The 23,391-nt window shown below is 68.6% G+C and carries 24 protein-coding genes and 1 tRNA gene; 18 read left to right on the top strand and 7 right to left on the bottom strand.

The features are described 5' to 3' along the window. Window positions 1-53 precede the first annotated feature (53 nt). The gene (gene coaBC / locus NE358_RS11520) at window positions 54-1,256 is read right to left on the bottom strand and encodes a bifunctional phosphopantothenoylcysteine decarboxylase/phosphopantothenate--cysteine ligase CoaBC (RefSeq protein WP_289938646.1); all 1,203 of its coding nucleotides are present in this window, start codon (window positions 1,254-1,256) and stop codon (window positions 54-56) included. A gap of 182 nt (window positions 1,257-1,438) precedes the next feature. On the opposite strand from coaBC, the gene NE358_RS11515 reads away from it, so the two are divergent. The 3 genes from NE358_RS11515 to NE358_RS11505 all read left to right on the top strand — a co-directional run bounded on the left by NE358_RS11515 (window position 1,439) and on the right by NE358_RS11505 (window position 3,621). Next, window positions 1,439-2,203, top strand: a complete 765-nt coding sequence (locus NE358_RS11515) for an NRDE family protein (RefSeq protein WP_141376047.1) — start codon at window positions 1,439-1,441, stop codon at window positions 2,201-2,203. A gap of 14 nt (window positions 2,204-2,217) precedes the next feature. After that, window positions 2,218-2,290: transfer RNA gene (locus tag NE358_RS11510), tRNA-Arg, on the top strand. Window positions 2,291-3,006: 716 nt separating this feature from the next. Further along, window positions 3,007-3,621 (top strand): DUF998 domain-containing protein, encoded by a 615-nt coding sequence (locus NE358_RS11505; RefSeq protein WP_289938642.1) that lies wholly within the window; start codon window positions 3,007-3,009, stop codon window positions 3,619-3,621. Window positions 3,622-4,259: 638 nt separating this feature from the next. Here the strand turns inward: NE358_RS11505 and NE358_RS11500 are convergent. Both NE358_RS11500 and NE358_RS11495 read right to left on the bottom strand, forming a co-directional pair. Continuing rightward, window positions 4,260-5,711, bottom strand: a complete 1,452-nt coding sequence (locus NE358_RS11500) for a P-loop NTPase family protein (protein ID WP_289938640.1) — start codon at window positions 5,709-5,711, stop codon at window positions 4,260-4,262. A gap of 87 nt (window positions 5,712-5,798) precedes the next feature. Continuing rightward, window positions 5,799-6,590, bottom strand: coding sequence for a TIGR02391 family protein (locus tag NE358_RS11495; RefSeq protein WP_289938639.1), 792 nt, complete (start codon window positions 6,588-6,590; stop codon window positions 5,799-5,801). 380 nt (window positions 6,591-6,970) lie between these two features. Here NE358_RS11495 and NE358_RS11490 point away from each other — a divergent pair, with 380 nt between their 5' ends. The 8 genes from NE358_RS11490 (at window position 6,971) to paaK (ending at window position 14,854) form a co-directional block, all read left to right on the top strand. Further along, on the top strand, window positions 6,971-7,819 hold the full coding sequence (locus NE358_RS11490) for a hypothetical protein (RefSeq protein ID WP_289938637.1): 849 nt from the start codon (window positions 6,971-6,973) through the stop codon (window positions 7,817-7,819). Between the two features lie 51 nt (window positions 7,820-7,870). Then, the gene (locus tag NE358_RS11485; RefSeq protein WP_289938634.1) at window positions 7,871-8,011 is read left to right on the top strand and encodes a hypothetical protein; all 141 of its coding nucleotides are present in this window, start codon (window positions 7,871-7,873) and stop codon (window positions 8,009-8,011) included. 141 nt (window positions 8,012-8,152) lie between these two features. Further along, a complete protein-coding gene (locus NE358_RS11480; protein ID WP_289938632.1) occupies window positions 8,153-9,343 on the top strand; it encodes a thiolase family protein in 1,191 nt (396 codons plus the stop codon). Further along, window positions 9,336-10,139: an enoyl-CoA hydratase/isomerase family protein gene (locus NE358_RS11475; protein WP_289938630.1), complete on the top strand. Its 804-nt coding sequence runs from the start codon at window positions 9,336-9,338 to the stop codon at window positions 10,137-10,139. The genes NE358_RS11480 and NE358_RS11475 overlap by 8 nt, the downstream gene beginning before the upstream one ends. Then, a complete protein-coding gene (locus tag NE358_RS11470) occupies window positions 10,136-11,011 on the top strand; it encodes a 3-hydroxyacyl-CoA dehydrogenase family protein (RefSeq protein ID WP_289938628.1) in 876 nt (291 codons plus the stop codon). Before NE358_RS11475 ends, NE358_RS11470 begins: the two co-directional genes overlap by 4 nt. Next, window positions 11,011-13,056, top strand: coding sequence for a phenylacetic acid degradation bifunctional protein PaaZ (paaZ, locus tag NE358_RS11465; RefSeq protein WP_289938625.1), 2,046 nt, complete (start codon window positions 11,011-11,013; stop codon window positions 13,054-13,056). The genes NE358_RS11470 and paaZ overlap by 1 nt, the downstream gene beginning before the upstream one ends. Next, complete coding sequence (gene paaI, locus NE358_RS11460) at window positions 13,053-13,547, top strand: hydroxyphenylacetyl-CoA thioesterase PaaI (protein ID WP_103206264.1); 495 nt, start codon at window positions 13,053-13,055, stop codon at window positions 13,545-13,547. Before paaZ ends, paaI begins: the two co-directional genes overlap by 4 nt. Then, a complete protein-coding gene (gene paaK, locus NE358_RS11455) occupies window positions 13,544-14,854 on the top strand; it encodes a phenylacetate--CoA ligase PaaK (protein WP_103206265.1) in 1,311 nt (436 codons plus the stop codon). Before paaI ends, paaK begins: the two co-directional genes overlap by 4 nt. A 106-nt stretch (window positions 14,855-14,960) precedes the next feature. Here paaK and NE358_RS11450 read toward each other — a convergent pair whose 3' ends face one another. Continuing rightward, window positions 14,961-15,623 carry an HAD family hydrolase gene (locus NE358_RS11450; RefSeq protein ID WP_141376035.1) on the bottom strand — a complete coding sequence of 221 codons (663 nt, stop codon included), beginning with the start codon at window positions 15,621-15,623 and terminating at the stop codon, window positions 14,961-14,963. A gap of 111 nt (window positions 15,624-15,734) precedes the next feature. Between NE358_RS11450 and paaA the strand changes: the two genes are divergently transcribed. Genes paaA through NE358_RS11420 form a run of 6 tightly spaced genes read left to right on the top strand, consistent with a single transcriptional unit; the run spans window position 15,735 to window position 20,214 of the window. After that, window positions 15,735-16,700, top strand: a complete 966-nt coding sequence (paaA, locus tag NE358_RS11445; RefSeq protein ID WP_499317838.1) for a 1,2-phenylacetyl-CoA epoxidase subunit PaaA — start codon at window positions 15,735-15,737, stop codon at window positions 16,698-16,700. Beyond that, window positions 16,700-17,005 (top strand): 1,2-phenylacetyl-CoA epoxidase subunit PaaB, encoded by a 306-nt coding sequence (gene paaB, locus NE358_RS11440; RefSeq protein ID WP_055838158.1) that lies wholly within the window; start codon window positions 16,700-16,702, stop codon window positions 17,003-17,005. The genes paaA and paaB overlap by 1 nt, the downstream gene beginning before the upstream one ends. Then, entirely contained in the window at window positions 17,002-17,835 is an 834-nt protein-coding gene (paaC, locus tag NE358_RS11435; RefSeq protein WP_289938615.1) for a 1,2-phenylacetyl-CoA epoxidase subunit PaaC, read from the top strand. The genes paaB and paaC overlap by 4 nt, the downstream gene beginning before the upstream one ends. Then, complete coding sequence (paaD, locus tag NE358_RS11430) at window positions 17,832-18,314, top strand: 1,2-phenylacetyl-CoA epoxidase subunit PaaD (protein ID WP_174799641.1); 483 nt, start codon at window positions 17,832-17,834, stop codon at window positions 18,312-18,314. Before paaC ends, paaD begins: the two co-directional genes overlap by 4 nt. After that, on the top strand, window positions 18,314-19,438 hold the full coding sequence (paaE, locus tag NE358_RS11425) for a 1,2-phenylacetyl-CoA epoxidase subunit PaaE (RefSeq protein WP_289938612.1): 1,125 nt from the start codon (window positions 18,314-18,316) through the stop codon (window positions 19,436-19,438). Before paaD ends, paaE begins: the two co-directional genes overlap by 1 nt. 5 nt (window positions 19,439-19,443) lie before the next feature. Further along, window positions 19,444-20,214 carry an enoyl-CoA hydratase/isomerase family protein gene (locus NE358_RS11420; RefSeq protein ID WP_289938610.1) on the top strand — a complete coding sequence of 257 codons (771 nt, stop codon included), beginning with the start codon at window positions 19,444-19,446 and terminating at the stop codon, window positions 20,212-20,214. 40 nt (window positions 20,215-20,254) lie between these two features. On the opposite strand, the gene NE358_RS11415 is transcribed toward NE358_RS11420, so the two are convergent. Beyond that, window positions 20,255-21,067 carry a hypothetical protein gene (locus NE358_RS11415; RefSeq protein WP_289938608.1) on the bottom strand — a complete coding sequence of 271 codons (813 nt, stop codon included), beginning with the start codon at window positions 21,065-21,067 and terminating at the stop codon, window positions 20,255-20,257. A gap of 131 nt (window positions 21,068-21,198) precedes the next feature. On the opposite strand from NE358_RS11415, the gene NE358_RS11410 reads away from it, so the two are divergent. Further along, on the top strand, window positions 21,199-21,924 hold the full coding sequence (locus NE358_RS11410; RefSeq protein WP_289938605.1) for a hypothetical protein: 726 nt from the start codon (window positions 21,199-21,201) through the stop codon (window positions 21,922-21,924). A 172-nt stretch (window positions 21,925-22,096) separates the two neighbouring features. On the opposite strand, the gene NE358_RS11405 is transcribed toward NE358_RS11410, so the two are convergent. Both NE358_RS11405 and NE358_RS11400 read right to left on the bottom strand, forming a co-directional pair. After that, a complete protein-coding gene (locus NE358_RS11405; RefSeq protein WP_103206273.1) occupies window positions 22,097-22,381 on the bottom strand; it encodes a Fe-S cluster assembly protein HesB in 285 nt (94 codons plus the stop codon). A gap of 114 nt (window positions 22,382-22,495) precedes the next feature. Continuing rightward, window positions 22,496-23,347, bottom strand: coding sequence for a helix-turn-helix transcriptional regulator (locus NE358_RS11400; protein WP_141376024.1), 852 nt, complete (start codon window positions 23,345-23,347; stop codon window positions 22,496-22,498). Between the last annotated feature and the right edge of the window lie 44 nt (window positions 23,348-23,391).

Here is a 23,391-nt window from a genome sequence, read left to right as displayed (position 1 = left end):
CAGCGCCGTCCGCCGGGGCGTCGGGCCTCGGCGGGCGGCTTTCGACCGCTCCCTCAGCGGCGATGCACCGCCAGAACAGCGTCGAGCACAGCGTGCGCCGTGTCGTCCTTCGAGCCCGACGCGATCGCGACGATCACGCCCGCGGCATCCACGATCGTCAGCGCATTGCCCGTCGTCTCGAAACCGCGCGTCCAGCCCACGGCATTCGCGGCCAGAAGATCGACTCCCTTGCGGGCCGCCTTCACACGAGCCCGCTCGAGGAGTTCCGCGTCGTCGGCGACCGTCTCGGCCGCGAAAGCGACGATCGTCTGCCCCACCCGCCGAGCGGACACGAGCCCCGCGACGATGTCACGGTTTTCGCGCAGTTCGAGGACGAGGCCGCCGGGGGAGTCCTGCTTGCGGAGCTTGTGTTCCGACACCGCGGCGACGGAGTAATCCGCCACCGCCGCGGCCATGACGATGACATCGGCGTCGGGTGCCACGGCATCCATCGCCTGTCCGAGTTCGTCGGCGGTGCCCGCGGCGATCACCTCGACGCGAGGGTCGGGACGGACGTCGGCGTCGAGATGGGCGGCGACGAGTGTCACACGTGCGCCGCGATCGGCAGCGGCTCGCGCGATCGCCACCCCCTGCCGTCCGCTCGAGCGATTGCCGAGGAAGCGCACGGGGTCGATGGGCTCGCGCGTGCCCCCGGCACTCACGACGATCGAGAGTCCGTCGAGGTCACGGGGGCGTTCGACCAGAGCGAGGGCGACGGCGACGATCTCCTCGGGCTCCGACATGCGCCCCGGGCCTGAGTCGCCGCCGGTGAGGACGCCGTCGGCGGGGCCGACCACGTGCACGCCGCGAGCGCGCAGCACGTTCATGTTGTGCTCGGTGGCCGGATGCCGCCACATCTCCGTGTGCATCGCGGGGGCGACGACCACCGGGGCGGTCGTCGCGAGCAGGGTCGTGCCGAGCAGGTCGGACGCCAATCCCGCCGTCATCGCGGCGAGGGTGTTCGCGGTCGCGGGTGCCACGATCACGAGATCGGCGGACTGGCCCAGGGCGACATGTCGGACGCGCGCGACGTCGTCGTGCACGGAGGTCGTCACCGGGTTGCGACTGAGCGCCTCCCAGGTGGGCAGGCCGACGAAGCGCAGAGCGTCTTCGGTGGGGATGACGTGCACGTCGTGTCCCGCCTTCACGAGGAGGCGCACGAGGCTCACGGTCTTGTAGGCGGCGATGCCCCCGGTCACTCCGACGACGACGAACATCGTCACAGTCTTCCAGGTCGGCGTCCGCGACGGGTGCAGGCGGTGCGATGAGAACAGGGACAATGACCAGAACAGGGGGGCGGAGTCGAAGGGCCCGTTCCCGCGCCGCGTCTGTTCTCCTGACGGACGCCGGCACCCTCGGACCTGCCCGACGCCTGCCTCGCGAGGGTAGCGTGGGGGCAATGTGCACCGTCGTGATCGACGTCCCCACCGCTCCCGGCGAACCCGTGCGGGTGCTCGCCGTCCGCGACGAGGACCGCGACCGCCCCTGGCGCGGCATCGGACCCTGGTGGCCCGAGCGCGACGGCATCGTGGGCGTGCGAGACGACCGCGCCGGCGGTGCCTGGCTCGCAGTCGATCCGACCGCTCGGCGGCTGGCGGTGCTGCTCAATCGCGAGGACCTCTCCGACCGCCGCGACGATGAGGTCGTCAGCCGTGGCAGCGTTCCCCTCGATGCGGTGGGGGCCGGCATCCCGAGCCGTCCCGCCACCCGCGGCTTCAATCTCGTGGAGGTGGATGCCACGGGCGCGCACCTGGTGGAGTGGGACGGCCTCGTCTCGCGTCGCACGCCGCTGACCCCCGGCACGCACATGGTCGCCCACCACGCCGTCGACGACCCGGGCACCCCCCGTATCGCCCGCTGGCTCGACGCCTTCCGCGGGGCGGGCCTTGCTGCCGGAGACGACTGGTGGATGCCATGGCTCGGCGTGATCGAGAGGGCCACGCACGAACCCGAGGCGTCTGTCCTGCGCCGGGACGCGCATGACGGGCTCGTGCTCGAGTCGCTCCTGGTCTGCGTCGCGAGCATCGGCCCCGACGGGGTGGATCTGCGCGAGGCGACGCTCGCGGAGCCGGGGCGGTGGGATGCCGGCCTCGTCGACGCCCTGCGTGAGAGCGTTCCGCTCGCGCGTCCGTCCGTAGCCGCGCGCGCGGAAGCGTCGCAGTAGGCTGGGGTGATCCCGCCTCCGTAGCTCAGGGGATAGAGCGCCGCACTCCTAACGCGGGCGTCGCAGGTTCGAATCCTGTCGGGGGCACACCGAGGGGACACGCTCGACAGGGTCGTGTTCTCGTCGCGATCGCACTCAAGCGAGCGGCGTTATCGGCTCATCACGCCCAGCGTGCGAGACGGCATCCCGCAAAATCAATCACCGCCGGCCACCTCGACCTGTCATATGCGCGACGCAGCTCGATTGTCCCTGCCACATAGTCGCGCGCGTTCGTCCCCCACTCGAGGCTGATGTCTCGCGAGCGAGTAGCTGGGAAGCAAGCGACGATCGTCTTGAAGCGTAGTAGTTGTATCCAATATGTGTCCTAAACGTGAGAGTTGTAGCACCGTGCCTAGGTCCCTCCCCCGAAACCCGACGTCGACCTCAGTGTTGTAGAGCGATCACGGGTTGCCTGCACGCTCGGCACTCCCAAAATTCGTGTCTCGCCGTGGTCACCGGCTCGCAGGAGCCCAGGCAACTCGGACAGCGAACCCACGCGAAGCCAGGATCATCCAGGACCGTGCGGCGTACGCGACACGAAGCACCGAGGCCGATCGTTATCCACAACTAAGTCTCGTGACCGTCTCTTGGCTTACCGGAGAGGGTGAAATTTGCCCTCCCGTTCAAGATCGTCGGGTCCGTCCCCCCTAGGTTCTTGAACGGGAGGGATTCGTAAGCAGTACATCCAAGCTCGGAGCTGGCGCGCTGGTGCCCTCGCATGGGCACTAAGCGGTCTCTCACTTCCCCTGCAAGCGGACGTTGCGTTGCACTGGCCTGATGGATACTCGATCGCTGGAAATGCGATCAGCGACCCGGGCGTGACTCGCTGCGGGATTTTCGCCGATGCTGGCTCGACGCCTCGTTCCGTTTGTTCCCCTTGGCATCCCGTCTTCAACGCCGGGTTGATTGCCTGCGGGGCATTGACCGCCCTCGGCGCGATCCTGCTCCATAAGTGCTGGACCGGAGCAGTTGGCCGTGCTGGTACGACCCTGATTGCGCTATCAGGGTTGTACGTAATCGGTGCGGGTGCGGCGCCGTGGGATGTCGCTCCTGACATTCATGACACGGCGGCGTTCGGCCAGGCCCTAACGCAGTGGCTTGCGATGGGGATACTTGCGACGGCCGCTGGTGCGTGCCGCTTTCGCACGCTCACTGTCGCGACGACGCTAGTATCCATCAGCGCGTTCGTAGCTTTCCTCATGGCGCTCGAAGGAACGGTTCTTCCCGGTCTTTCTCTCGGCATCTCCGAACGCCTTGCCTTCGACACAATGACGCTGTGGACGGCGATTACGGGGGTGACGTCGTTCGCGGCTCTGCGACCGTGTTCCAGCGCGAGCGAACTACCAAGGTCGGCGGCTCAGGGGGAGATCGCATCCTGAGCCTCACGCGGTCCGGCCGCGGTTGGCGAAACCTCATTGGGGCAGATGAGCGACGTGCGCCGGGACGGGATCCCTGTTCGTCAGGGTCGGGCAGCCACTTGAGATTAATCGTCGCGGGGCCCATGAACTACAGGTATCACGTTTAGGTGCATTCAAAGGCGAGTTTCATCGGGCCCTCCGGAAGCAGTCAAGCAGGTATCGCCGCGGGGTCGAGATTTAGGGTCACCGAGCACAGCACTTCTCGGCCCTGCACCTCAACGAATGGAACGATTACGATTCGCTTGCTCTTGTCCAAGAAGGGCCAAATTCCAGGCTCGGGGGAGCGACCCGTTGAACCTCGTCACTAGGCACTCCGGCGAAAATGATGACGGGGTGCAGTCACTCCGTGGCCAATTTGAGCGACGTTGCCCAACCGAGAAGTACACCGCCGGCTACCTCGACTTGATACCGCGTCCCGTTGTCGGAGCGGCGCAGCTTGATCGTCCTGGCCACCTGACCGCGCGCGTTCGACATCACCCAATGAGCGGGTGACGTCTCGCGAGCGAACTAGGCATGCCAGCGAGAACGTCATCCCGCATGGTATCGGTATGGAACAAGTGTTCTAGGTGCACAAACCTGGCGTGCGACGTGTCAGAACGTTAGACGAGGTTCCCCCACTCGTCTTCTTCGACCTGCGGGTCTACCGCAGGAGCGATGTCTTCAGTCGGCGCACCGGATGTTGCATTGATCGCGTCAAGTGCGTCCTCTAAACCCCATGCGAGGTAGAAGGCAAAGAATGGGTCGGTGATCGTGAGAGACGAGGTTGCACCGGTGTCGCGATATTCCAGCACTGGCTGAAGGTCGGCCTGAGCGTAGGGGTCAAATCCTGCATCGCGTCTGGCTCTCAGGTCTGCAAGAGACGGCAGCTTGTCAAGTAGCTTGGTGGCGGCGATTAGCGACAAGTTGGACAGGGTCTGCGTTGGAACGCTTTTGAAGGGAGGCACCTTATTGGATACCTCGTTGAGAGCGACCTGAATTTCGTCTTTGGTCAATTCCAACCTTGGCCCTGTGCTTGCCATCACCAGGAGGAGGAGTTGGTACGCATCGACCATCCGTCCGGATTTGGTGGGGGTCAGGTCACGTTTCGTTCCACGAGGGTCCGGGCCTTTTGCGAGCTTGGTAATCCAACGCCCGACGTCGTCCAGAAGTTGAGCTTTGAAGAACGTCTCCCATGAGATGGGTGGCTCAAGTTCCGTAGGATCAGGCGCTTCGTGAAGGAGGTTGTTCGGTTCGCCGGAGCACAGCTCACGGCAGAGTTGCTGCATCAGGTGCGGGCTCCCGAAGCTCTGGCCTGCGAGCTTGCTCGAAAGCGATCCGTCCGCATCGACGAAACGCAGCTTCACGAACCCGTCCTTCGCGATCTGCTCGAGGTCGGTCTGATCCCAATATTGCATTGGGAGTGGCAGCATGCGATCGCGCATGTCGTCGAGGTTCGTCAGGACGTTGATGACGCGGTTTCCGATTGAGACGAACACCACTCGGCGGCCTGGAACTTTGGTATTTCCGAAGATCAACGGTTTTAATGCCTGGATAATCTGCTTCTGAGCCTCGGTGGAGACGAAGTGGATGTCATCAATGACGAGTGGGCGCTCGGTCAGCTGGAGCGCCTCTTTGACGACCAACTCCACCGGCCGGTCCACCGAGTAGGTGAGGGACTTCTCTACAGTCTCCGTGTAGGTCGGGTTCGTGGCAATACCAGTACTAGAAACGCCGGCCTTGATCTCGAGGTTTGTCGAGCGCTCGTCGCCCTCACCGCTCCCCCGAGAGACGTTTGTGAACAGCCCGAGCTGGTCAGCAATGCGAGCCCACATCACGTCCGTGGATTCGAGGCCGTGGCCGTCAATCCAGATTGGGTCGGTATCGTCCAGCAACTTCTGCATCAGAACAGTTTTTCCCGTCTTCGACGGACCGTGGACCACCAGGATCTGTCCTCGGTCCCGCCACCACTTCAGGACCGCGGTCTCTTCGACTTCGCGGCTTCTGTATGTGTAGCGGGGAAATTGCCCGGGGTTGAATACGTCGCTGGTCGTGAGCCGCTCTGCGTCTGTCATCCGTGAACTCATAGTCGTGAGCTTATCGATGCCCTCCGCGAAGCTTCGACCGTACTCGTTGAAGCGTCCCCGACTGTTCGGTGAAGGTCACGGGGTTTTGCGGTCGCGGGCGCGGTCGACCATGCGCAGCAGTAGGTCGGCGAAGTGGATGATGTTGGCGGCTTCTATAGGGCTGTCATACTCGACCACGGTGTGGCTGCTCGGGTTTTTGATAGCACCCATCATTCCGGCGAAAAGAGCCTGAACCCCTTCCTGCTCCGGTTTGGGGTCGTCTTCAGCGGTAAGAGGGCCCAAGTGGGGGGCGGGTCTGAAGGCGTTGCGCACGAGGTTGACTCCGTAGTCGCCAGCAAGCCCCGAGGCCTCGAGTACCGCAATCTCGACCCGCCGAGCAGCGGCGAACGCGGCGATCGCGTACTCACCCTTTTCGAAGTTCGAGCGAACAGCCGAATCCAAAGATGGGTGCAAGTCGGCGTGGAGGCGGAATGTAGCCTCGATGTGAGTTGCGGAGCCGAGTTCGGCGGCATGGAGCCCGTCAGATGTGGGGAGCCAGCGTGGTTCCCCAGAATGCTCAGCGGCGGGTCCCAGTAGCCCCCGGGCGATGAGCCATCCGAGACCATCAGCCACATACTGCTCGAGGCGGCTTCGGACATCGTCATTCCGGTTGCGCGCGATACCAGCGGCTATGATCGACGCGTGTCCGGTGGTGACTATTTGATGAGCTCCCCAGGACCTCCCGGGTCTCTTGGCGAACGCCTCTAGTAGTCGCAATCCGGCCTCACTAGCGGTGGAGTCGACCATTTCGCTCCAGGAGATCGGCTGTTCCGCCAACGTGAATTCGACGGACCGTTCTTGGTCGCTTAGAGCGTCACTCTCAGCCATCAGGGTTCCCTTCGTCGGGCCCTTCTGGGCCATCCGTTCACAATGTACGCGCAGCTCACAGATCACCGTTCCCGGTCAGGGGGCTCTGGGCTGCAGGGGGTAGCGACCCCAGATACTTCGGAAGCTGTCGTGCCAACTGCCGTGCTTGACGCGATGTTTCGTTTTGATGGTCCGTGCAGGGACCGTATACGTGGAGGATCCCCTGTATACGCTGCAGCTTTCACGAGCGGGTCGATGTCGTACGGCCGATGCTCTTTTTGCAATTGCACGACTCCCCCAACCGAGGATGGGAAGTGCCGATTACTGACGCGGCGTTGGGCGTCGCGAGGTCCCTAGCGTGTGAGCGTCGGGGTCTTCTTTTTGTGCGGCACGATGAGTGCATGGCAGAAGACGACAGCGACGAACTGACCACCCTTGAGCACCTCACGAACCCCGCGGGGAGGCTTTTCCTGGTTTTTGATGCGGTGCGGGCACAACTGCAGGAGGTCGGAGACGTCGAGACGCGGGCGCTCCTTCACACCCACTACGACATGGATCCGTCCGTCGGGGACGCCGCATACTTTTCAGTGATCGCGGAACTGATGCAGCAGCCCATCCAAGCCCGTGCTGCGATCTCGTCGCTCGAGGGGCCGGGAGTTCGGAAGTCTTTCCTTTACCGGCCATATGAGCACGTTGAGGCGGCCATCCCCAGGGCTGCTGTTCCGGGGATGCCCGCAAGCACCTTTTATGCAGGCATTGACTCTGCCGTTTTGCAGGGCCTCGAATTCGGGAGTGCGGCGCTGTTCGAGCGCAAGCTCTACCGTGCCGTGGACGGCGACTCTTTGAAAAATATTCGGGATCTGGCGAGCACCATCCTCGACGAGCTCGCCCAGGCCAAGGACCTACCAAGGGACGTCCGCGAGGCCCTCCGGGTCCACGCGCAGCGGATCGTCACCGCCGCAGATTCTTATCGAGTCAGCGGGTCCGACGGTCTCACCGACTCCCTGGACGGGATCGTTGGGGCGGTCATTCTGAGCGGCCCTCGCGCGCCCGGCCTGCTGAACCACCCCTTCGTCCAGAAGATTCGCGAGCTCGCAAATCTCATCACCGCGGTGACAACCATCGGCGTAGCCGCGACGGCGATCGGCGCAGGCGTCAGCGACATGTTCGCTGCCCTGGAACCGCCAACACCTTCGGTCGTTGAGGTTCCCACCGAGTTGGACTGCAGCAGCCTCCCGCCGTCCGCATAGTCTTCCCACCGAAGCCTCGACGGCATAATCTCGCGCCCGCTCGCGGTCGCGGTGGACGGCGGGCTGATCTCGTCGACGCTGCTGACGCCGGTTCTCGTGCCGGTGCTGTACTCACTCGTGGAGCGCCGCAAATCGCGTCGCGCTCAACTGCGTCGCGCGCGAGAAGGGTCGGCCACCGCCGACGGGGTGTGAACGCTCGCCCATAGCGGCAATGTGAGGTGGGCGCCGTTGCCTCGGGAGACGCGTTCTGCCATGATTACTGAACGATCGGTCGGAAAACCTCGCGGGTGAGGTGGACGGGCCCCGCCAGAGTCGGCGGGGGAGAGGGTGGCGATGGCGGACGCGTTTCTCATCGGAGGTGTGCGCACCCCGGTCGGACGGTACGGCGGGGCTCTGGCATCCGTTCGTCCCGACGATCTGGCGGCGCTGGTGGTCGGCGAAGCGGTGGCTCGCGCGGGCGTTCCCGTCGAGGCCGTCGACGAGGTCATCCTCGGTGCGGCGAACCAGGCCGGTGAAGACAATCGCAACGTCGCCCGCATGGCCGTTCTGCTCGCGGGGCTTCCCGACAGCACCCCGGGCCTCACCGTCAACCGCCTCTGCGCCTCGGGAATGAGCGCGATCGCGCTCGCCGCTCAGGCGATCCGCGCGGGCGATGCCGAGGTGATCGTCGCGGGCGGCGTGGAGTCGATGACCCGTGCTCCCTGGGTGCAGGCGAAGCCCGAGAGGGCGTGGGCGAAGCCCGGGGCGGCCTTCGACACGTCGATCGGCTGGCGCTTCACCAATGCGCGCCTCGCCGCGCGCGACAAAGCCACCTTCACCATGCCCGAGACGGCCGAAGAGGTCGCCCGGATCGACGGCGTCTCGCGCTCCGATGCCGACGCCTTCGCGCTCCGCAGCCACGAGCGGGCGGTTCGGGCTCAGGATGCCGGGCACTTCCGCGACGAGATCGTCGCCGTCGAGACCGTTCGGGGCGTGGTCGATACCGACGAGGGCCCGCGCCGTGACACCTCGCTGGATGCGCTCGCGGGGCTCCGGCCGGTCGTGACGGGCGGCGAGGTCGTGACCGCGGGCAATTCCAGCTCGCTCAACGACGGGGCATCGGCGATCGTGGTGGCCAGTGCCGAGGCGGTCGAACGCCATGGCCTGCGCCCTCGCGCCCGGATCGTCGCGCACGCCTCCGCCGCGCTGGCGCCAGAGATCATGGGGCTCGGCCCGGTGCCTGCGACCGAGAAGGCGCTTGCGAAGGCCGGGCTGTCGGCATCCGACCTGGGGGCCGTCGAACTCAATGAGGCATTCGCCTCGCAGTCGCTGGCGTGCATACGTCGACTCGGACTCGACCCCCGGATCGTCAACGCCGACGGCGGGGCGATCGCGCTGGGGCACCCCCTGGGGTCGAGCGGCTCGCGGTTGATCGTGACGCTGCTCGGCCGCCTGGAACGCGAGGACGCGCGGTACGGCCTCGCGACGATGTGCGTCGGGGTGGGGCAGGGCACGGCGATGATCCTGGAGCGGGCCCATGGCTGAGTCGCCCCTGGCCAGGGGGCGGGAGGCTTCGCCGGGTTCCGACGCCGATGCGTCAGGCTCGCCCGCCCGGCTCCGCATCGACGCCCGCGACGACCGTGTCGTCGCCACCCTCGACAGACCCGACCGCCGCAACGCGATCGATCAGGCGATGGTCGACGAGTTGCACGCCCTCTGTGCGGACCTCGAGGAGCGTCCGCGCACCCTCATCCTCACCGGGGCGGGAGGCATCTTCGCCGCGGGGGCCGACATCGCCCAGCTCCGCGACCGCACCGGCGACGACGCCCTCCGCGGGATCAACGCGACGGTGTTCGATCGCATCCGCCGCCTGCCCATGCCCGTGGTCGCCGCCGTCGACGGATTCGCGCTGGGCGGGGGAGCCGAGCTCGCCTACGCCGCCGACATCCGCCTGGGGACACCTCGCGTGCGCTTCGGCAACCCCGAACCGGGTCTCGGCATCATCGCCGCGGCGGGAGCCTCGTGGCGCCTTCCCGAGATCGTCGGACACGCCCGCGCGAGCGAGCTGCTGCTCACCGCCCGCGTGATCGACGCCGACGAAGCGCTCGCGTGGGGGCTGCTCTCGAGCATCCACGAGCCCCAGGATCTGCTCGACTCCGCTCACGCGGTCGCCGACCGGATCGCCGCGAACTCCGCCCGCGCGACGATCCTCACCAAGCGTGCCCTGCTCGCCCCGCGCAACGCGCACCCCGCCATCGACGGCGAGCTGCAGGCCGAGCTGTTCGACAGCGCAGACAAGCACGCCCGCATGACCGCGTTCCTCGAGAGGAAGAAGAGATGACCTCCCCCGTTACCACCACGGTCCGAGACACAGCATCCGTTCCCGTCGTCGTCGGTGTGCTCGGCGGAGGCCGCATGGGGGCCGGCATCGCCCACGCGTTCCTGATCGCGGGAGCCCGCGTGCACGTCGTCGAGCGCGATGCGGAGGCCGCCGCCCAGGCGCGGGGCCGCGTCGAGGCCGCTCTCACCCGCTCGGCAGCGCGGGGCACGCGGCTTCCGGATGCCGACGCCCTCACGACCAGCGTCGACACCGGCGCGTTCGCCGAGGCGGGCCTCGTCGTCGAGGCCGTGCCGGAGGACCGGGCACTGAAGCTCGGCGCCCTCGCGCGGATCGAGGGCGCCGTGCGCGACGACGCCGTCGTGGCATCCAACACCTCCTCCATCTCGATCGACGCGCTCGCCGGAGCGATGCGGCGTCCGCAACGGTTCCTCGGCCTGCACTTCTTCAACCCGGTGCCGGCCTCGGCGCTGGTCGAGGTCGTGACGGGTGCCGACACCGCGCCCGAGGTCGTGACGCGAGCGACTCGGTGGGTGGAGGCGATCGGCAAGGCCGCCGTCGTCGTGCGCGATGCGCCGGGCTTCGCGTCGAGCCGCCTCGGCGTCGCTCTCGGCCTCGAGGCCATCCGCATGCTCGAAGAGGGCGTCGCCTCCGCGCAGGACATCGACACGGCGATGGAGCGGGGGTATCGGCATCCGATGGGCCCCCTCCGCACCACCGACATCGTCGGTCTCGACGTACGGCTGGGCATCGCCGAAGAACTCGAGCGCGCGTTCGGTGCGCGCTTCACCCCGCCCGCCTTGCTGCGCGACCTCGTCGCCCAGGGCCACCTGGGTCGCAAGACCGGCCGCGGATTCTACGAATGGAGCGAATGATGACGTTTCTCCCCAGCTACGTGAACGGTTCGTGGTGGACGCCCGCCGACGATCCGGATGCCGCGATCGTCCGCGACGCGTCGACCGGCGACGAGATCGTCCGCGTCAGCACGAAGGGCCTCGACCTCGCGGCCGCCGTCGCGTACGCCCGTCGCGAGGGGCGGGCGAGCCTGGGCGCCCTCACCTTCCCCGAGCGCGCGATGGTGTTGAAGAACCTCGCGATCGCGCTGAACGAGCGTCGTGACGAGCTCTACGCCCTGTCGGAGCGCTCCGGCTCGACCCGCCGCGACTCGCTCAGCGACATCGACGGCGGCATCGGGGTGCTCTTCACCTTCTCGTCGAAAGCCCGCCGGGAGTTGCCCGCGGGGAAGGTCGTGCTCGACGGACCGATCGAGCCGCTGTCGAAGGACGGCTCCTTCCTCGGAAGGCATGTCTACACGCGTCTTTCGGGGGTCGCGGTGCAGATCAACGCCTTCAACTTCCCCATGTGGGGCGCGCTCGAGAAGTTCGCGCCCGCGTTCCTGGCCGGCCTTCCCACGATCGTCAAGCCCGCGACCCCCACGGCCTACATCGCCGAGGCGTGGGTGCGGATGGTGGTCGAGACGGGCCTGCTCCCCGAGGGCTCGCTGCAGCTGGTGAGCGGCAGCGTGCCGGGACTGTTCGATCTGCTCGACCTCGGCGACACCGTCGGCTTCACCGGCAGCGCCTCGACCGCCGAGCGGCTGCGCGCCCGGGCGAAGCCCGGTGTGCGCTTCACGAGCGAGACCGACTCGATCAACGCCTCGATCCTGGGCCCCGACGCCGTCCCCGGCACGCCCGAGTTCGACGCGTACGTTAAGCAGCTGCTCGTCGAACTGACCACCAAGGCGGGACAGAAGTGCACCGCGATCCGCCGCGCGATCGTGCCGACGGGGACCACGGATGCCGTGGCCCGCGCGCTGCGCGACAGGATCGCCGAGCGCGTGGTCATCGGCGACCCGCGCGTCGAAGGCGTGACGATGGGCCCGGTCGTCTCGGTCGAGCAGCGTGACGAGGTGCTGCGCCAGGTCCGGGCGCTCACCGACGCCGGGGGACGCTTCGTCGTCGGTTCGGCGGACGTGCCGCGGGGCGTGCCCGCCGAGGGCGCGTTCCTCCAGCCGATGCTTCTCGCGTTCGCGGATGCTGCGACCCCGGCCGTCAACGACATCGAGGCCTTCGGTCCCGTCGCGAGCATCGTCGAGTACGCCGACGTCGCCGAGGCGGCCGAGATCGTCGGTCGCGGCGGCGGCTCGCTCGTCACGAGCGTCGCCACCCACGACCCCGACGTCGCGACCGAACTGCTCACGCGCATGGGCGCGATGAACGGCCGCGTGCTCTTCCTCGACCGGGACGACGCGCGCACCTCGACCGGCCACGGTGCGCCCGTTCCGCACCTCGTGCACGGCGGACCGGGTCGCGCCGGCGGCGGCGAAGAGCTCGGCGGCATCCGCTCGGTCCTGCACTCCATGCAGCGCACCGCGATCCAGGGCTCACCCCGCATGCTCACCGCGCTCACCGGCGTGTGGCATCCGGGAGCCGACACCGATTCCTCGGGTGCGCACCCTTTCCGCAAGCCCCTGTCGGAGCTTCGGATCGGGGATGCCGTGGAGTCGGTCGAGCGCGAAGTCACCCTCGACGACATCGAGGTCTTCGCGAACTTCACCGGCGACACGTTCTACGCGCACATGGACGAGGAGTCGGCCGCGGCCAACCCCTTCTTCCCGGGGCGGGTCGCGCACGGCTACCTGCTCGTGTCGTGGGCGGCGGGACTGTTCGTCGACCCGGCGCCGGGGCCGGTGCTCGCCAACTCCGGGCTCGAGAACCTGCGCTTCGTCACCCCCGTCTCACCCGGAGACCGCATCCGCGTCGCCCTGACGGCGAAGCAGATCACCCCCCGAGAGACCGACGACTACGGCGAGGTGCGCTGGGACGCCGTGATCCGCAACCAGCACGACGAGATCGTCGCGCAGTACGACGTGCTCACGCTCGTGGCGAAGACGTGGGCCCCCGTGGCGGTTCCCGCATGAGCCCCCGGCCGATGATGCAGCGCGATCGGGCGTCGGCGATGCTCGGCATGGTCGTCGAGCACGACGCCCCGGGGGAGTCTCGCGTGTCGATGACCGTGCGCGACGACATGCTGAACGGGTTCGCCATCACCCACGGCGGGCTCGTCTTCACCCTCGCCGACACGGCGTTCGCGATCGCGTGCAACGAAGACGAGCGGGTCACCGTCGCGGGCGGCGCCGACATCTCGTTCCTGAAGTCGACGACGGCCGGGCAGACGCTCACCGCGACCGCCGTCCGCCGCGCGCGCAGTGGGCGCACGGGCCTCTACGACATCCGCGTGACCGACGAGACGGGCGACCTGGTCGCCGAGGTGCGCGGCCGCAGCATCACGACGGATCGGCGTCCGCCGACGCCGGAGGCCGACTCCGCAGAGGCCTCCGGCCCCCCATCCGCCTACGACCCCGAGCCCGAGCGCCGCGCCGCGCTCTCCACCACGGAGGTGTCCCGATGACCATGACCGTTCCCTCACGCCCCGACGTCCTGGCATCCGTCGATCCGACCGGCGTTCCGCTCGAGAGCCTGCGCGCTCTGCAACTCGAACGCCTGCAGTGGACGGTCCGCCACGCGTACGACAACGTCGCGCTGTACCGCCGGAAGTTCGATGCGGCGGGCGTCCATCCCGACGACATCCACGCGCTCGACGACATCCGCCTGCTGCCTTTCACCACGAAGGCCGACCTGCGCGAGACCTACCCCTTCGGCATGTTCGCGGTGCCGATGGCCGACGTTCGGCGCGTTCACGCGTCGTCCGGCACGACCGGGCGTCCCACGGTCGTCGGGTACAGCGCGGGCGACCTCGACCGGTGGGCCGATCTCGTCGCGCGGTCGCTTTCGGCAGCCGGCATCCGTCCCGGCGATCGCGTGCACAACGCCTACGGCTACGGGTTGTTCACCGGCGGCCTCGGCGCACACGCGGGTATCGAGCGCCTCGGGGCGACGGTCATCCCGATGTCGGGCGGACAGACGGCTCGTCAGGCGCAGCTCATCCAGGACTTCCAGCCGGATGCCATTCTCTGCACGCCCAGCTACCTCCTCACGATCGCCGACGCGCTCGAGGCGGCGGGCGTCGACCCGCGCTCGACGTCACTGCGGGTCGCAGTCCTCGGGGCGGAGCCGTGGACGAACGAGATGCGCCGAGAGATCGAACGGCGCCTCGACCTCACCGCCGTCGACATCTACGGCCTCAGCGAGGTGATGGGCCCGGGCGTGGCCTCCGAGAGTGCGCTCACCAAGGACGGCCCTCACATCTGGGAGGACCACTTCCTCCCCGAGACGATCGACGGCGACACGGGCGCCCCCGTCGCCGATGGAGAGCTCGGCGAGCTGGTCTTCACCTCGCTCACCAAAGAGGCGTTCCCCGTCATCCGCTACCGCACCCGCGATCTCACCCGGCTGTTGCCCGGGACGGCGTTCCCCGCCATGCGCCGCATCGAGAAGATCACCGGCCGCAACGACGACATGATCATCCTCCGCGGGGTGAATCTCTTCCCGACGCAGATCGAGGAGATCGTGCTGGGCATCGAGAAGCTCACCCCGCACTTCGTGCTCGAGCTGCGCCGCGAGGGGAGGATGGATGCCATGACCGTCCGTATCGAGAGGCACCCGGCCCTGGAGCGCGAGGTGTGCGAGGCGGCGGGCGTCGTGCTGCAACAGCGGATCAAGGTCGTGATCGGCACGACGGTCGATGTGCGCGTCGAGGAGCCCGGCTCGCTCCCGCGCAGCGAGGGCAAGTACCAGCGCGTGTACGACCTGCGCTGAGCTCGGTCTGTTGTCGAGGACGTATCGATCTGCCGAGGCCGCAGCCGTTCGGTGTCGATCTCGACGAACGGGGGCGGTCTGGCCGCGCGGGCGCGATGCCGGGTCGTCAGGAACGCGGTCGCGCGAGCGGCGTGTCGTCCAGGCCGGCGATCAGGTCGCGGAGGCTGTCGAAGACGCGGGAGGCTCCGGCATCCCGAAGCTCCTCCGCAGAGAACCCGCCCGTGCGTACCGCGATCGTGGCCATGTCCGCCTTCGCCGCAGCGATGGCGTCCCACGGCGAATCGCCGATCATGATGCCGCTCGAGCCGGGCACGCGATCCAGCGCCGTCTCCACGAGGTCGGGGGCGGGCTTGCTCGCCTGGACGTCGTCGGAGGTGGTCCACGCATCGGCCAGGTCGCGGGCGTCGACGAGGTCGAGGAAATGCTCGACATGGTCGCTCTTGCCGGAGCTGGCGAGTACGACCTGGAATCCGCGCTTCTTCACCTCGACGAGCAGGTCGTGTGCTCCGTCGAAGGGCTTCACCTCGCCGAGGAACGGCTCGAACTCTTCGGTCCACGCGTCGCGCAGGGCCTCGCCGTGGTCTTTCTCGACGTCGTCGCCGGTGAGGGAGGCGACGAGCTGATCGCCGCCCATGCCGATCGCCCGGTGGATGCGCCAGATCGGCAGCACGACGTCGAACCGCCGGAAGGCGCGGTACCAGGCGAGGGCGTGCTGGTAGTTGGTGTCGACGAGGGTGCCGTCCACGTCGAAGATCGCGGTGTCTGCCATGGCTCCACCCCACACCGCCGGGGGCGAGGGGGGCAGGCCCGTTGCGGCCTCGCGCACCCTCCGCTACAGTTTTACTGAACGATCGGTCTGTAAAAGGAGTCGACGATGACGATGACCGCACCCCCCACGGATGCCGCGAGCGGTGAGAGCGACGGCGAAGCGACGTTCGACGCCCTCATCGAGGCCGACGGACGGATCGAACCGCGCGACTGGATGCCGGAGGGGTACCGCCGCACGCTGATCCGCCAGATCTCGCAGCACGCGCACTCCGAGATCATCGGCATGCAGCCCGAGGGGGCCTGGATCACTCGCGCCCCGAGCCTCAAGCGCAAGTCGATCCTGCTGGCGAAGGTGCAGGACGAGGCGGGGCACGGCCTCTACCTCTACTCCGCCGCGCAGACCCTCGGCATCACGCGCGACGAGATGACACAGCAGCTCGTCGACGGCACAGCCCGCTACTCCTCGATCTTCAATTACCCCACGCCGACCTGGGCCGACATGGGCGCGATCGGCTGGCTCGTCGACGGCGCCGCGATCTGCAACCAGGTGCCTCTCTGCCGCGCCTCGTACGGTCCCTACGGTCGGGCGATGGTGCGCATCTGCAAAGAGGAGTCGTTCCACCAGCGTCAGGGGTTCGAGATCCTGCTCACCCTCATGCAGGGCACCGACGAGCAGCGTCAGATGGCTCAGGATGCCGTGAACCGCTGGTACTGGCCGAGCCTGATGATGTTCGGACCCCCCGACGACGACTCGCCCAACTCGGCGCAGTCGATGGCGTGGAACATCAAGCGCTTCAGCAACGACGTCCTGCGTCAGCGGTTCGTCTCGATGCTCGTGCCGCAAGCCGCGGTGCTGGGCGTGACCCTGCCCGATCCCGACCTGCGTTTCAACGACGAGACGGGGGAGTACGACATGGGCGAGATCGATTGGACCGAGTTCCACGAGGTGCTCGCCGGCCGTGGCCCCCTCAACACGATGCGCCGGCAACACCGCCGCGACGCGCACGAGGAGGGTGCCTGGGTGCGCGAGGCGGCGGCGGCGTACGCGGCGAAGAAGAGCGCGAAGGCGGCCGCCTGATGGCCACCCCCGGCGGCAGCCCCGCCGAGACCTGGCCCCTGTGGGAGGTCTTCGTGCGCGCGAACCGCGGCCTCAGCCACGTGCACGTCGGTTCGCTCCACGCCCCCGACGCCGAGCTCGCCGTCCGCAACGCCCGCGACCTGTACACCCGTCGCGGTGAGGGCGTGTCGGTGTGGGTCGTCCCCTCGGATGCCGTGACCACGAGCGACCCCGGAGCCAAGGGCGCCTTCTTCGAGTCGCCGGCGGGCAAGAACTACCGGCACGCGGTGTACTACACCGCGTCGGAGGGGGTGCCGCACCTGTGAGCACCTCGACCGACCGCGACGTGCATGGCGACGTCTCGCTCGACGCCCTCGACCTCTCCGCGGAGCTGGCCGGGGGAGAGGACCGCGCCACCGACCCCGATGTCGCCGCGTACGCGATGCGCCTCGGTGACGACGCGGTGATCCTCGCTCAGAACCTCTGCGGATGGGTGGCCCGTGCCCCCGAGCTCGAGGAGGACGTGGCTCTCGGGAACATCGCCCTCGATCTGCTCGGTCACGCGCGCTCGCTCCTGCGCTACGCGGGCTCGTACGACGGTCGCAGCGAAGACGATCTCGCCTACTGGCGCGACGAGCCGGAGTTCCGCAGCGCCTGGCTGTTCGAGCTTCCCAACGGCGACTTCGCGCACACGATCGCCCGCCAGCTGTTGGCATCCACCTATCTCCTCGAGCTGTACCGGGAGCTCGCGGCATCCGCCGATCCCGTCCTCGCCGCCGTCGCGGCGAAGGCCGAGAAAGAGGTGGACTACCACCGCGATCACGCCGTGCAGTGGACGCTGCGGCTCGCCGGGGGCACCGAGGAGTCACGGCGGCGGTTGCTGGTCGGCCTCGACGACACGTGGCCGTATCTCGACGAGCTGTTCCGCGACGAGCCCCTGCACGACCGTCTCGGCGGTGTCGCCGTACGGCCGTCGATGCTCCGGGCTCGCGTCGATGAGGTCCTCCACGCTGTCCTGGCGCAGGAGGACGTGCCCGTGCCGACGATCCCCGGTTCGTCTGCCGGGGGGCGCCGCGGTGTCCACCACCCCGCGCTCGGTCCGCTTCTCGCCGAAATGCAGGTGCTGGCGCGCCGGCACCCGGGAGCGACCTGGTGACCGCGACGCTGGAGCACGCCCGCGAGGTGGTCGCCGCCGTCGTCGATCCCGAGGTGCCGGTGCTGACGATCGATGACCTCGGCGTCCTGCGCGACGTGCGCTTCGACGGCGACACCGTCACCGTCACGATCACACCGACCTACTCGGGGTGCCCGGCGGTCGACGCGATCCGCGACGACATCGTGCTGGCCCTCACCTCGGCGGGTTTCGATCGGGCGGTCGTCCGAACGACGCTCACCCCCGCGTGGACGACCGACTGGATGAGCGACGCCGGAAGACGCAAGCTCACCGAGTACGGCATCGCCCCACCCTCGGGCCGCGCGCCGGCCGGCCCCATCCGGCTGAGGCTCAGCGTCGCCTGCCCCCGCTGCGGCTCCCTCGACACGCGCGAGGTCTCGCGCTTCGGCTCGACCTCGTGCAAGGCGCTGTGGGAGTGCCGCGCCTGCCTCGAACCCTTCGACCACTTCAAGGCCCTTTGATGACGATGACGGATGCCGAGACCCCGGCCACCCCGCGCACCCGCGCCCGTTTCCACACCCTTCGCGTCGCGGACGTGCGCCCCCTGACCCCCACCGCGATCGAGGTGACCTTCGCCGTTCCCGAGGAGCTCGCCGAGGCGTTCGACTACGCACCCGGGCAGTACGTGGCCCTGCGCGCCCGCGTCGACGGACAGGACCTGCGCCGGTCGTACTCGCTCTGCCGGCCGCCGGTGCGCGGAGCGATCAGCGTCGGCATCAAGCGCGACCCCGACGGACGTTTCTCGACCTGGGCACACGAGGGGCTGCGACCCGGCGACGAGATCGACGTCATGAGCCCGGCGGGCACCTTCGTGTCGCGGGCGTCGACGGCGACGGGGCACGTCGTGGCGATCGCCGCCGGTTCCGGGATCACCCCGATCATGGCGCTCGCCGCCGGAGTGCTCGAGCGTTCCGAGAACGCCCGCATGACGATCGTGTACGCGAACCGGTCCTCGACCGATGTCATGTTCGTCGACGAGCTCGCCGATCTCAAAGACCGCTATCCCTCTCGTCTCACGCTGCACCACGTGCTCTCGCGCGAGCAGCGCGCGGCGCCGGTGTTCTCGGGCCGCATCGACGAGGAGCGTCTGCGCCTGATCCTGTCGCGGCTGATCGATCCGGCATCCGTCGACGAGTGGTTCCTCTGCGGGCCCTTCGCGCTCGTCGAGCTCTGTCGCGACACCCTCGCCGAGGTCGGTGTCGCCCGCGATCGTGTGCGCTTCGAACTGTTCACCGCGGGAGACGGCGACGCTCCCGCCCAAACGGGGGGAGCGCGCCCCGTGAGAGTCCGCGCCGATGAACCGGTGCGCTCGATCGAGATCACCCTCGACGGGCAGTCGGCGCACGTCGACAGCCCGGTCGCCGCGAACGAGACGATCCTCGCCGCCGCTCTCCGCGTGCGCCCCGACGTCCCCTTCGCGTGCGCGGGCGGGGTGTGCGGCACCTGCCGCGCGCGGGTGATCGAGGGTGCGGTCACCATGACCGAGAACTACGCGCTCGAGCCCGACGAGATCGAACGCGGGTACGTCCTCACCTGCCAGTCGCATCCGACCTCCGACGCCGTCCGCGTCGACTACGACGGCTGAGCGCGATGATCGACTACCGCCTCGACGCCGGCGTGGCCGAGATCGTCCTGAACGCCCCCGCCCGTCGCAACGCCCTGGCCCTCGAGGGTCTGCACGCGCTCGCCGATGCCTACGACCGGGCCGAGGCCGACGGTGCTCGCGCGCTGCTGCTGCGCGGTGAGGGGCCGTCGTTCTGCGCCGGGCGCGACATCTCGGGGGTCGACCCCCGCACCGACGACGTCGCGGATTACCTGGACGACACGCTGGCGCCTCTGCTGCGTCGCATGGCGACCTTTCCCGCGCCGACGTTCGCGGCCGCCCACGGGGCCTGCCTGGGTGTCGGCCTGGGCCTGCTTATCGCCACCGACGTGGTCTACGTCGCCGGGGACGCCAAGATCGGCTCGCCCTTCGCCGCCCTCGGCGCGACGCTCGATTCCGGCGGTCACGCGCTGTTCGTCGAGCGCCTCGGCGCCCACGCCACGCTCGACCTGATCTACACGGGTCGACTGATGTCGGGGGCCGAAGCCGTCCGCGCCGGACTCTTCTCGCGCGCATTTCCGGCGGAGGAGGTCCACAATGCCGCGACCTCGGCGGCCCGCACGGCCGCTGCCGGTCCGACGCAGGCGTTCCGGGCGAGCAAGCGCATCGTCGGCGCGATCCGCGACGAGCGGCTGGGGTTGTGGGAGGCGATGGCGCTCGAGAACCGCGCCCAGGCAGCCCTGGCGGCGACCGAAGACTACCGCGAGGGCTTCGCCGCATTCCAGGCGAAGCGTCCGCCGGAGTTCACGGGACGATGAGGCCTCGGCATCCGCACGACGTGGTCTCGTGGCGGTATCGTCAGCCTGCCTCCCGCACCCACTCGAAGCGATCGTCACGGAAGCCGAGCCGGTAACCGTCCCCGGTCGGGGTGATCTTCGCCAGGGCGGTGACGAACGAGCCATCGGCCGTCAGGAACGCGACGTCGAAGGACAGAACGACGTACGCGTCCTCGTCGAGAGGGAGGACCGTTTGCGGCACCGACCACTGCCCGAACAGCGGGGAAGACCCGGGGAGGTCGAGTTGCGTCGTGAGCGGGGGAGGCGCATCCGTCAACGTGAAGGTGCCGTCGTCCGACAGCGTCAGGGTGCCCGCATCGTCGGAGCGCCAGGTGCCCAGGAGGTCCATTCGCGAGAGGGTGGCGGGGACCGGGGTAGGCGCTTCGTCGCTGAGGCGGAACTCGAGGGTCTGCCCCCGCTCGACGTAGCCATACTGCAGGGCGAGGCCACCCGGCGCCGCGTGGAGGGAGACGTTGTCGGCGCCCACGATGTCCGTGGCGTAGACGTCGCCGGTGTCGAAACTCTCGGAGGTCGCCTCCGAGAAGTACCACCGTCCGGAGAAGGCGACCGTGTCCGTCCAGCTCAACTCGACCTCACGGTCGACATCCGGAAAGTCCGACACCGCAGCCCGCGGCACGCCTCGGGCGTCGAGGGTCCCGTCGCCGTGTAGCACCAGCTGAGCCACATGATCGCCGTCCCGCGCTTCCCAGGTGCCGATCACGTCGTCGCGGTGGATCACGCGGGAACAGGCACTGCACATCAGCGCGAGCGAGAGCACCATCGCGAGGGCGAGACCTCGAATGATCTCACCGCGGGAGGCGTGACGACCGGACACTCCCGCAGTATGGCACCGGCAGCGCCGTGCGTCGTTCTCCGCGGCGAGCCCACGACGGCGGCCGGACGCGAAACGCACGAACGGACCACGCCAGAGCGTCGCGGTCGGGGGCGCACTGATTGAATCGACCCATGCCGAGCATCAGCGACGATGACGAACTCGCGGCCCTGCGCCGAAGGGCGTACGCGCCCGGGGCCGACATCTCCTCGGACCCGGCCGCTCTGCGGCGGCTCATCGAACTCGAGAGCCGCAGCTCCGACGATGTCGCTCCCGCGCCGTCGGAGGTCGAAGAGGAGCCGGTCGACCCGAGCGCCGTCGAAGAGCCGGCCGACCCACCGCGGCGGAGGTTCCGGATGCCGCGCCTGCGCCGTTCCACCACGATCCTGCTGACCGCGGCGGTCCTCGTCGTCGCGTGCGCCGCGACGGCGCTCGTCGTCGTGCAGCGCGTGCAGACCGACCCGCTGCAGGTGGGGGCGACGCAGATCGCCCGACTCGCGCCCGATCCAGACTTCAGCCCGCCGAGCTCTTTCACACAGGGGCTCTCGAGCGGTGTGACGTCGTACGCGCAGTTCCAGGGGTTCCGCGTCGCCGTCTACGCCTCGTTCGACACCGGCGAGGGCGCGTCGAAGTGCATGACCGTCTGGCAGCCCGAGCTGCTCCAGGAGCTGGGGAACGGCACGTCCTACAACGGCCGGTACATGATCCCCTCGTGCGGCGCGGGTGTGTTCCCGCCGAGCGCCACCATGCTGCTCAGCGATGGCACGCCCGAACTCCGCAACACCGATCTGCCCGCCGGCACCGCGCTGCAGTTCGTCTACGACGCGGCGAACGACGAGGTCGTTGTCTTCGAGGGCTGAGGTCGCGGCATCCGCCCCGCGAGACGGCATCTCGCTGACGAGTCGAGTCGGTTGCGCGCTGACGCCGGAATGTCAGCGAGATGCGGTCTCGGGCGCCGGTGCCGCGCAGAGACCCGCGCACACGACGATGCCCCGGCACGAAGCCGGGGCATCGATCACGCGACGCAGCGCGTCAGGCTGCGCTGGTGACGGCGAACTGCACCGACCCCTGCGGGTCGATCTGCGCGTCGAGCACGCGGTCGTCGAGGACGGCTGCGGCGTCGCTGTCGAGGAAGACCCGCGCTCCGGCGTTCTCGACGACGGCGTCATCCGGCTGCGGGCCGTCGACGACCGACAGCGCGAACTGCGACTCGGGGGAGCCCGCTCCCTCGATGCGGACGCCGCCCTGAGCGGCATCCGGGAACTGGGCGGTGATGGTCTTCACGGCGGTCGTGGCCTCTTCGGTGAGCGTCAGCATGTGACTCTCCTTCTCTGATCGACGACAGGAGCCAGCAACGATGCCGAGAATCCGCGTCGCTCTCAAGCTCACGCGGCCATTGCCAGGGTTTTCCCACCGGCCTCGCAACGGCTCTCAGGGGAGGAGCCCGGCCCGACGTGCCCGGGTCACCGCGGCATGCCGGGTGGACGCGTCGAGCTTCGACATCGCCGAGGCGAGGTACGACTTCACGGTGGTCTCGCGCAGGTGGAGGGATGCCGCGATCTCGCCGTTCGTCGACCCCACGGCGGCGCACGCGAGCACGTCGATCTCCCGTCGCGAGAGGTGGACGTCGGGGTCGGATGCCGTGTCGCCGGCGTCCCCGGTCAGAGCGGCGAGGCGGGCCTCGACGGCCTCGAGTCGGCGCCGCACCTCGTCGTCTCCGACGATCGCCGCGATGCCGCGGAGTTGGGCGTAGCTCTCGCGGATCTCCTCGCGCACGCCGGCTCCGAGACCGCCCTCGGGGTGGGGAGCCGAAGCGAGGCGTCGGTCGACCTCGGCGCGCACGCGCAACTCGGTTCCCAGCTCGCCGGCCACGTCGAACGCGGGCCGTGCCTCGACGTCACCGACCGGGGATTGCGCCCACGACCCGCAGTAGAGGACCCCGCGCGCCGCTCCGCTGACGAGCACGGGGACGGCGAAGAGGGTCGCGATGCCCTCGCCGAGGATGGCGCGGTCGTAATCGTGCGTGATGGAGCGCGACGTGCGGTAGTCGAGCGTCATGCGCGGCCGCCGCTCGACGAGCGCGCGGCCGCCGAGACCCCGCGAGGCGTGGACGACGAGCCCCTCGATGCTGCGCGTGCGCGCACCGACGATCGTGGTGACGTGGACCGCCCCGTCGTGTTCCAGGCCGCCGAAAGCGACGGGGAAATGCGTGCGACGGGCGAGCTCGACCACCGCGTGCGACACGAGAGCCGCATCGTCGCGAAGGGTGGAGGGTGCAGTCACGCACTACCTACTTCCGGGGGTGACGGCTTCGTCGCCGCGTTTCG

The organism is Sphingomonas sp. G5 (genome assembly GCF_052660795.1).
This window is presented reverse-complemented; position numbering and strand designations above follow the sequence as displayed.

Excerpts from the sequence above, each read along its gene's own strand:
- coaBC (WP_289938646.1), bottom strand. The coding sequence starts at position 1,256 with ATGTTCGTCGTCGTCGGAGTGACCGGGGGCATCGCCGCCTACAAGACC.
- NE358_RS11515 (WP_141376047.1), top strand. The coding sequence starts at position 1,439 with ATGTGCACCGTCGTGATCGACGTCCCCACCGCTCCCGGCGAACCCGTG.
- NE358_RS11500 (WP_289938640.1), bottom strand. The coding sequence starts at position 5,711 with ATGACAGACGCAGAGCGGCTCACGACCAGCGACGTATTCAACCCCGGG.
- NE358_RS11495 (WP_289938639.1), bottom strand. The coding sequence starts at position 6,590 with ATGGCTGAGAGTGACGCTCTAAGCGACCAAGAACGGTCCGTCGAATTC.
- NE358_RS11490 (WP_289938637.1), top strand. The coding sequence starts at position 6,971 with ATGGCAGAAGACGACAGCGACGAACTGACCACCCTTGAGCACCTCACG.
- NE358_RS11480 (WP_289938632.1), top strand. The coding sequence starts at position 8,153 with ATGGCGGACGCGTTTCTCATCGGAGGTGTGCGCACCCCGGTCGGACGG.
- NE358_RS11475 (WP_289938630.1), top strand. The coding sequence starts at position 9,336 with ATGGCTGAGTCGCCCCTGGCCAGGGGGCGGGAGGCTTCGCCGGGTTCC.
- NE358_RS11470 (WP_289938628.1), top strand. The coding sequence starts at position 10,136 with ATGACCTCCCCCGTTACCACCACGGTCCGAGACACAGCATCCGTTCCC.
- paaZ (WP_289938625.1), top strand. The coding sequence starts at position 11,011 with ATGACGTTTCTCCCCAGCTACGTGAACGGTTCGTGGTGGACGCCCGCC.
- paaI (WP_103206264.1), top strand. The coding sequence starts at position 13,053 with ATGAGCCCCCGGCCGATGATGCAGCGCGATCGGGCGTCGGCGATGCTC.
- paaK (WP_103206265.1), top strand. The coding sequence starts at position 13,544 with ATGACCATGACCGTTCCCTCACGCCCCGACGTCCTGGCATCCGTCGAT.
- NE358_RS11450 (WP_141376035.1), bottom strand. The coding sequence starts at position 15,623 with ATGGCAGACACCGCGATCTTCGACGTGGACGGCACCCTCGTCGACACC.
- paaA (WP_499317838.1), top strand. The coding sequence starts at position 15,735 with ATGACCGCACCCCCCACGGATGCCGCGAGCGGTGAGAGCGACGGCGAA.
- paaB (WP_055838158.1), top strand. The coding sequence starts at position 16,700 with ATGGCCACCCCCGGCGGCAGCCCCGCCGAGACCTGGCCCCTGTGGGAG.
- paaE (WP_289938612.1), top strand. The coding sequence starts at position 18,314 with ATGACGATGACGGATGCCGAGACCCCGGCCACCCCGCGCACCCGCGCC.
- NE358_RS11420 (WP_289938610.1), top strand. The coding sequence starts at position 19,444 with ATGATCGACTACCGCCTCGACGCCGGCGTGGCCGAGATCGTCCTGAAC.
- NE358_RS11410 (WP_289938605.1), top strand. The coding sequence starts at position 21,199 with ATGCCGAGCATCAGCGACGATGACGAACTCGCGGCCCTGCGCCGAAGG.
- NE358_RS11405 (WP_103206273.1), bottom strand. The coding sequence starts at position 22,381 with ATGCTGACGCTCACCGAAGAGGCCACGACCGCCGTGAAGACCATCACC.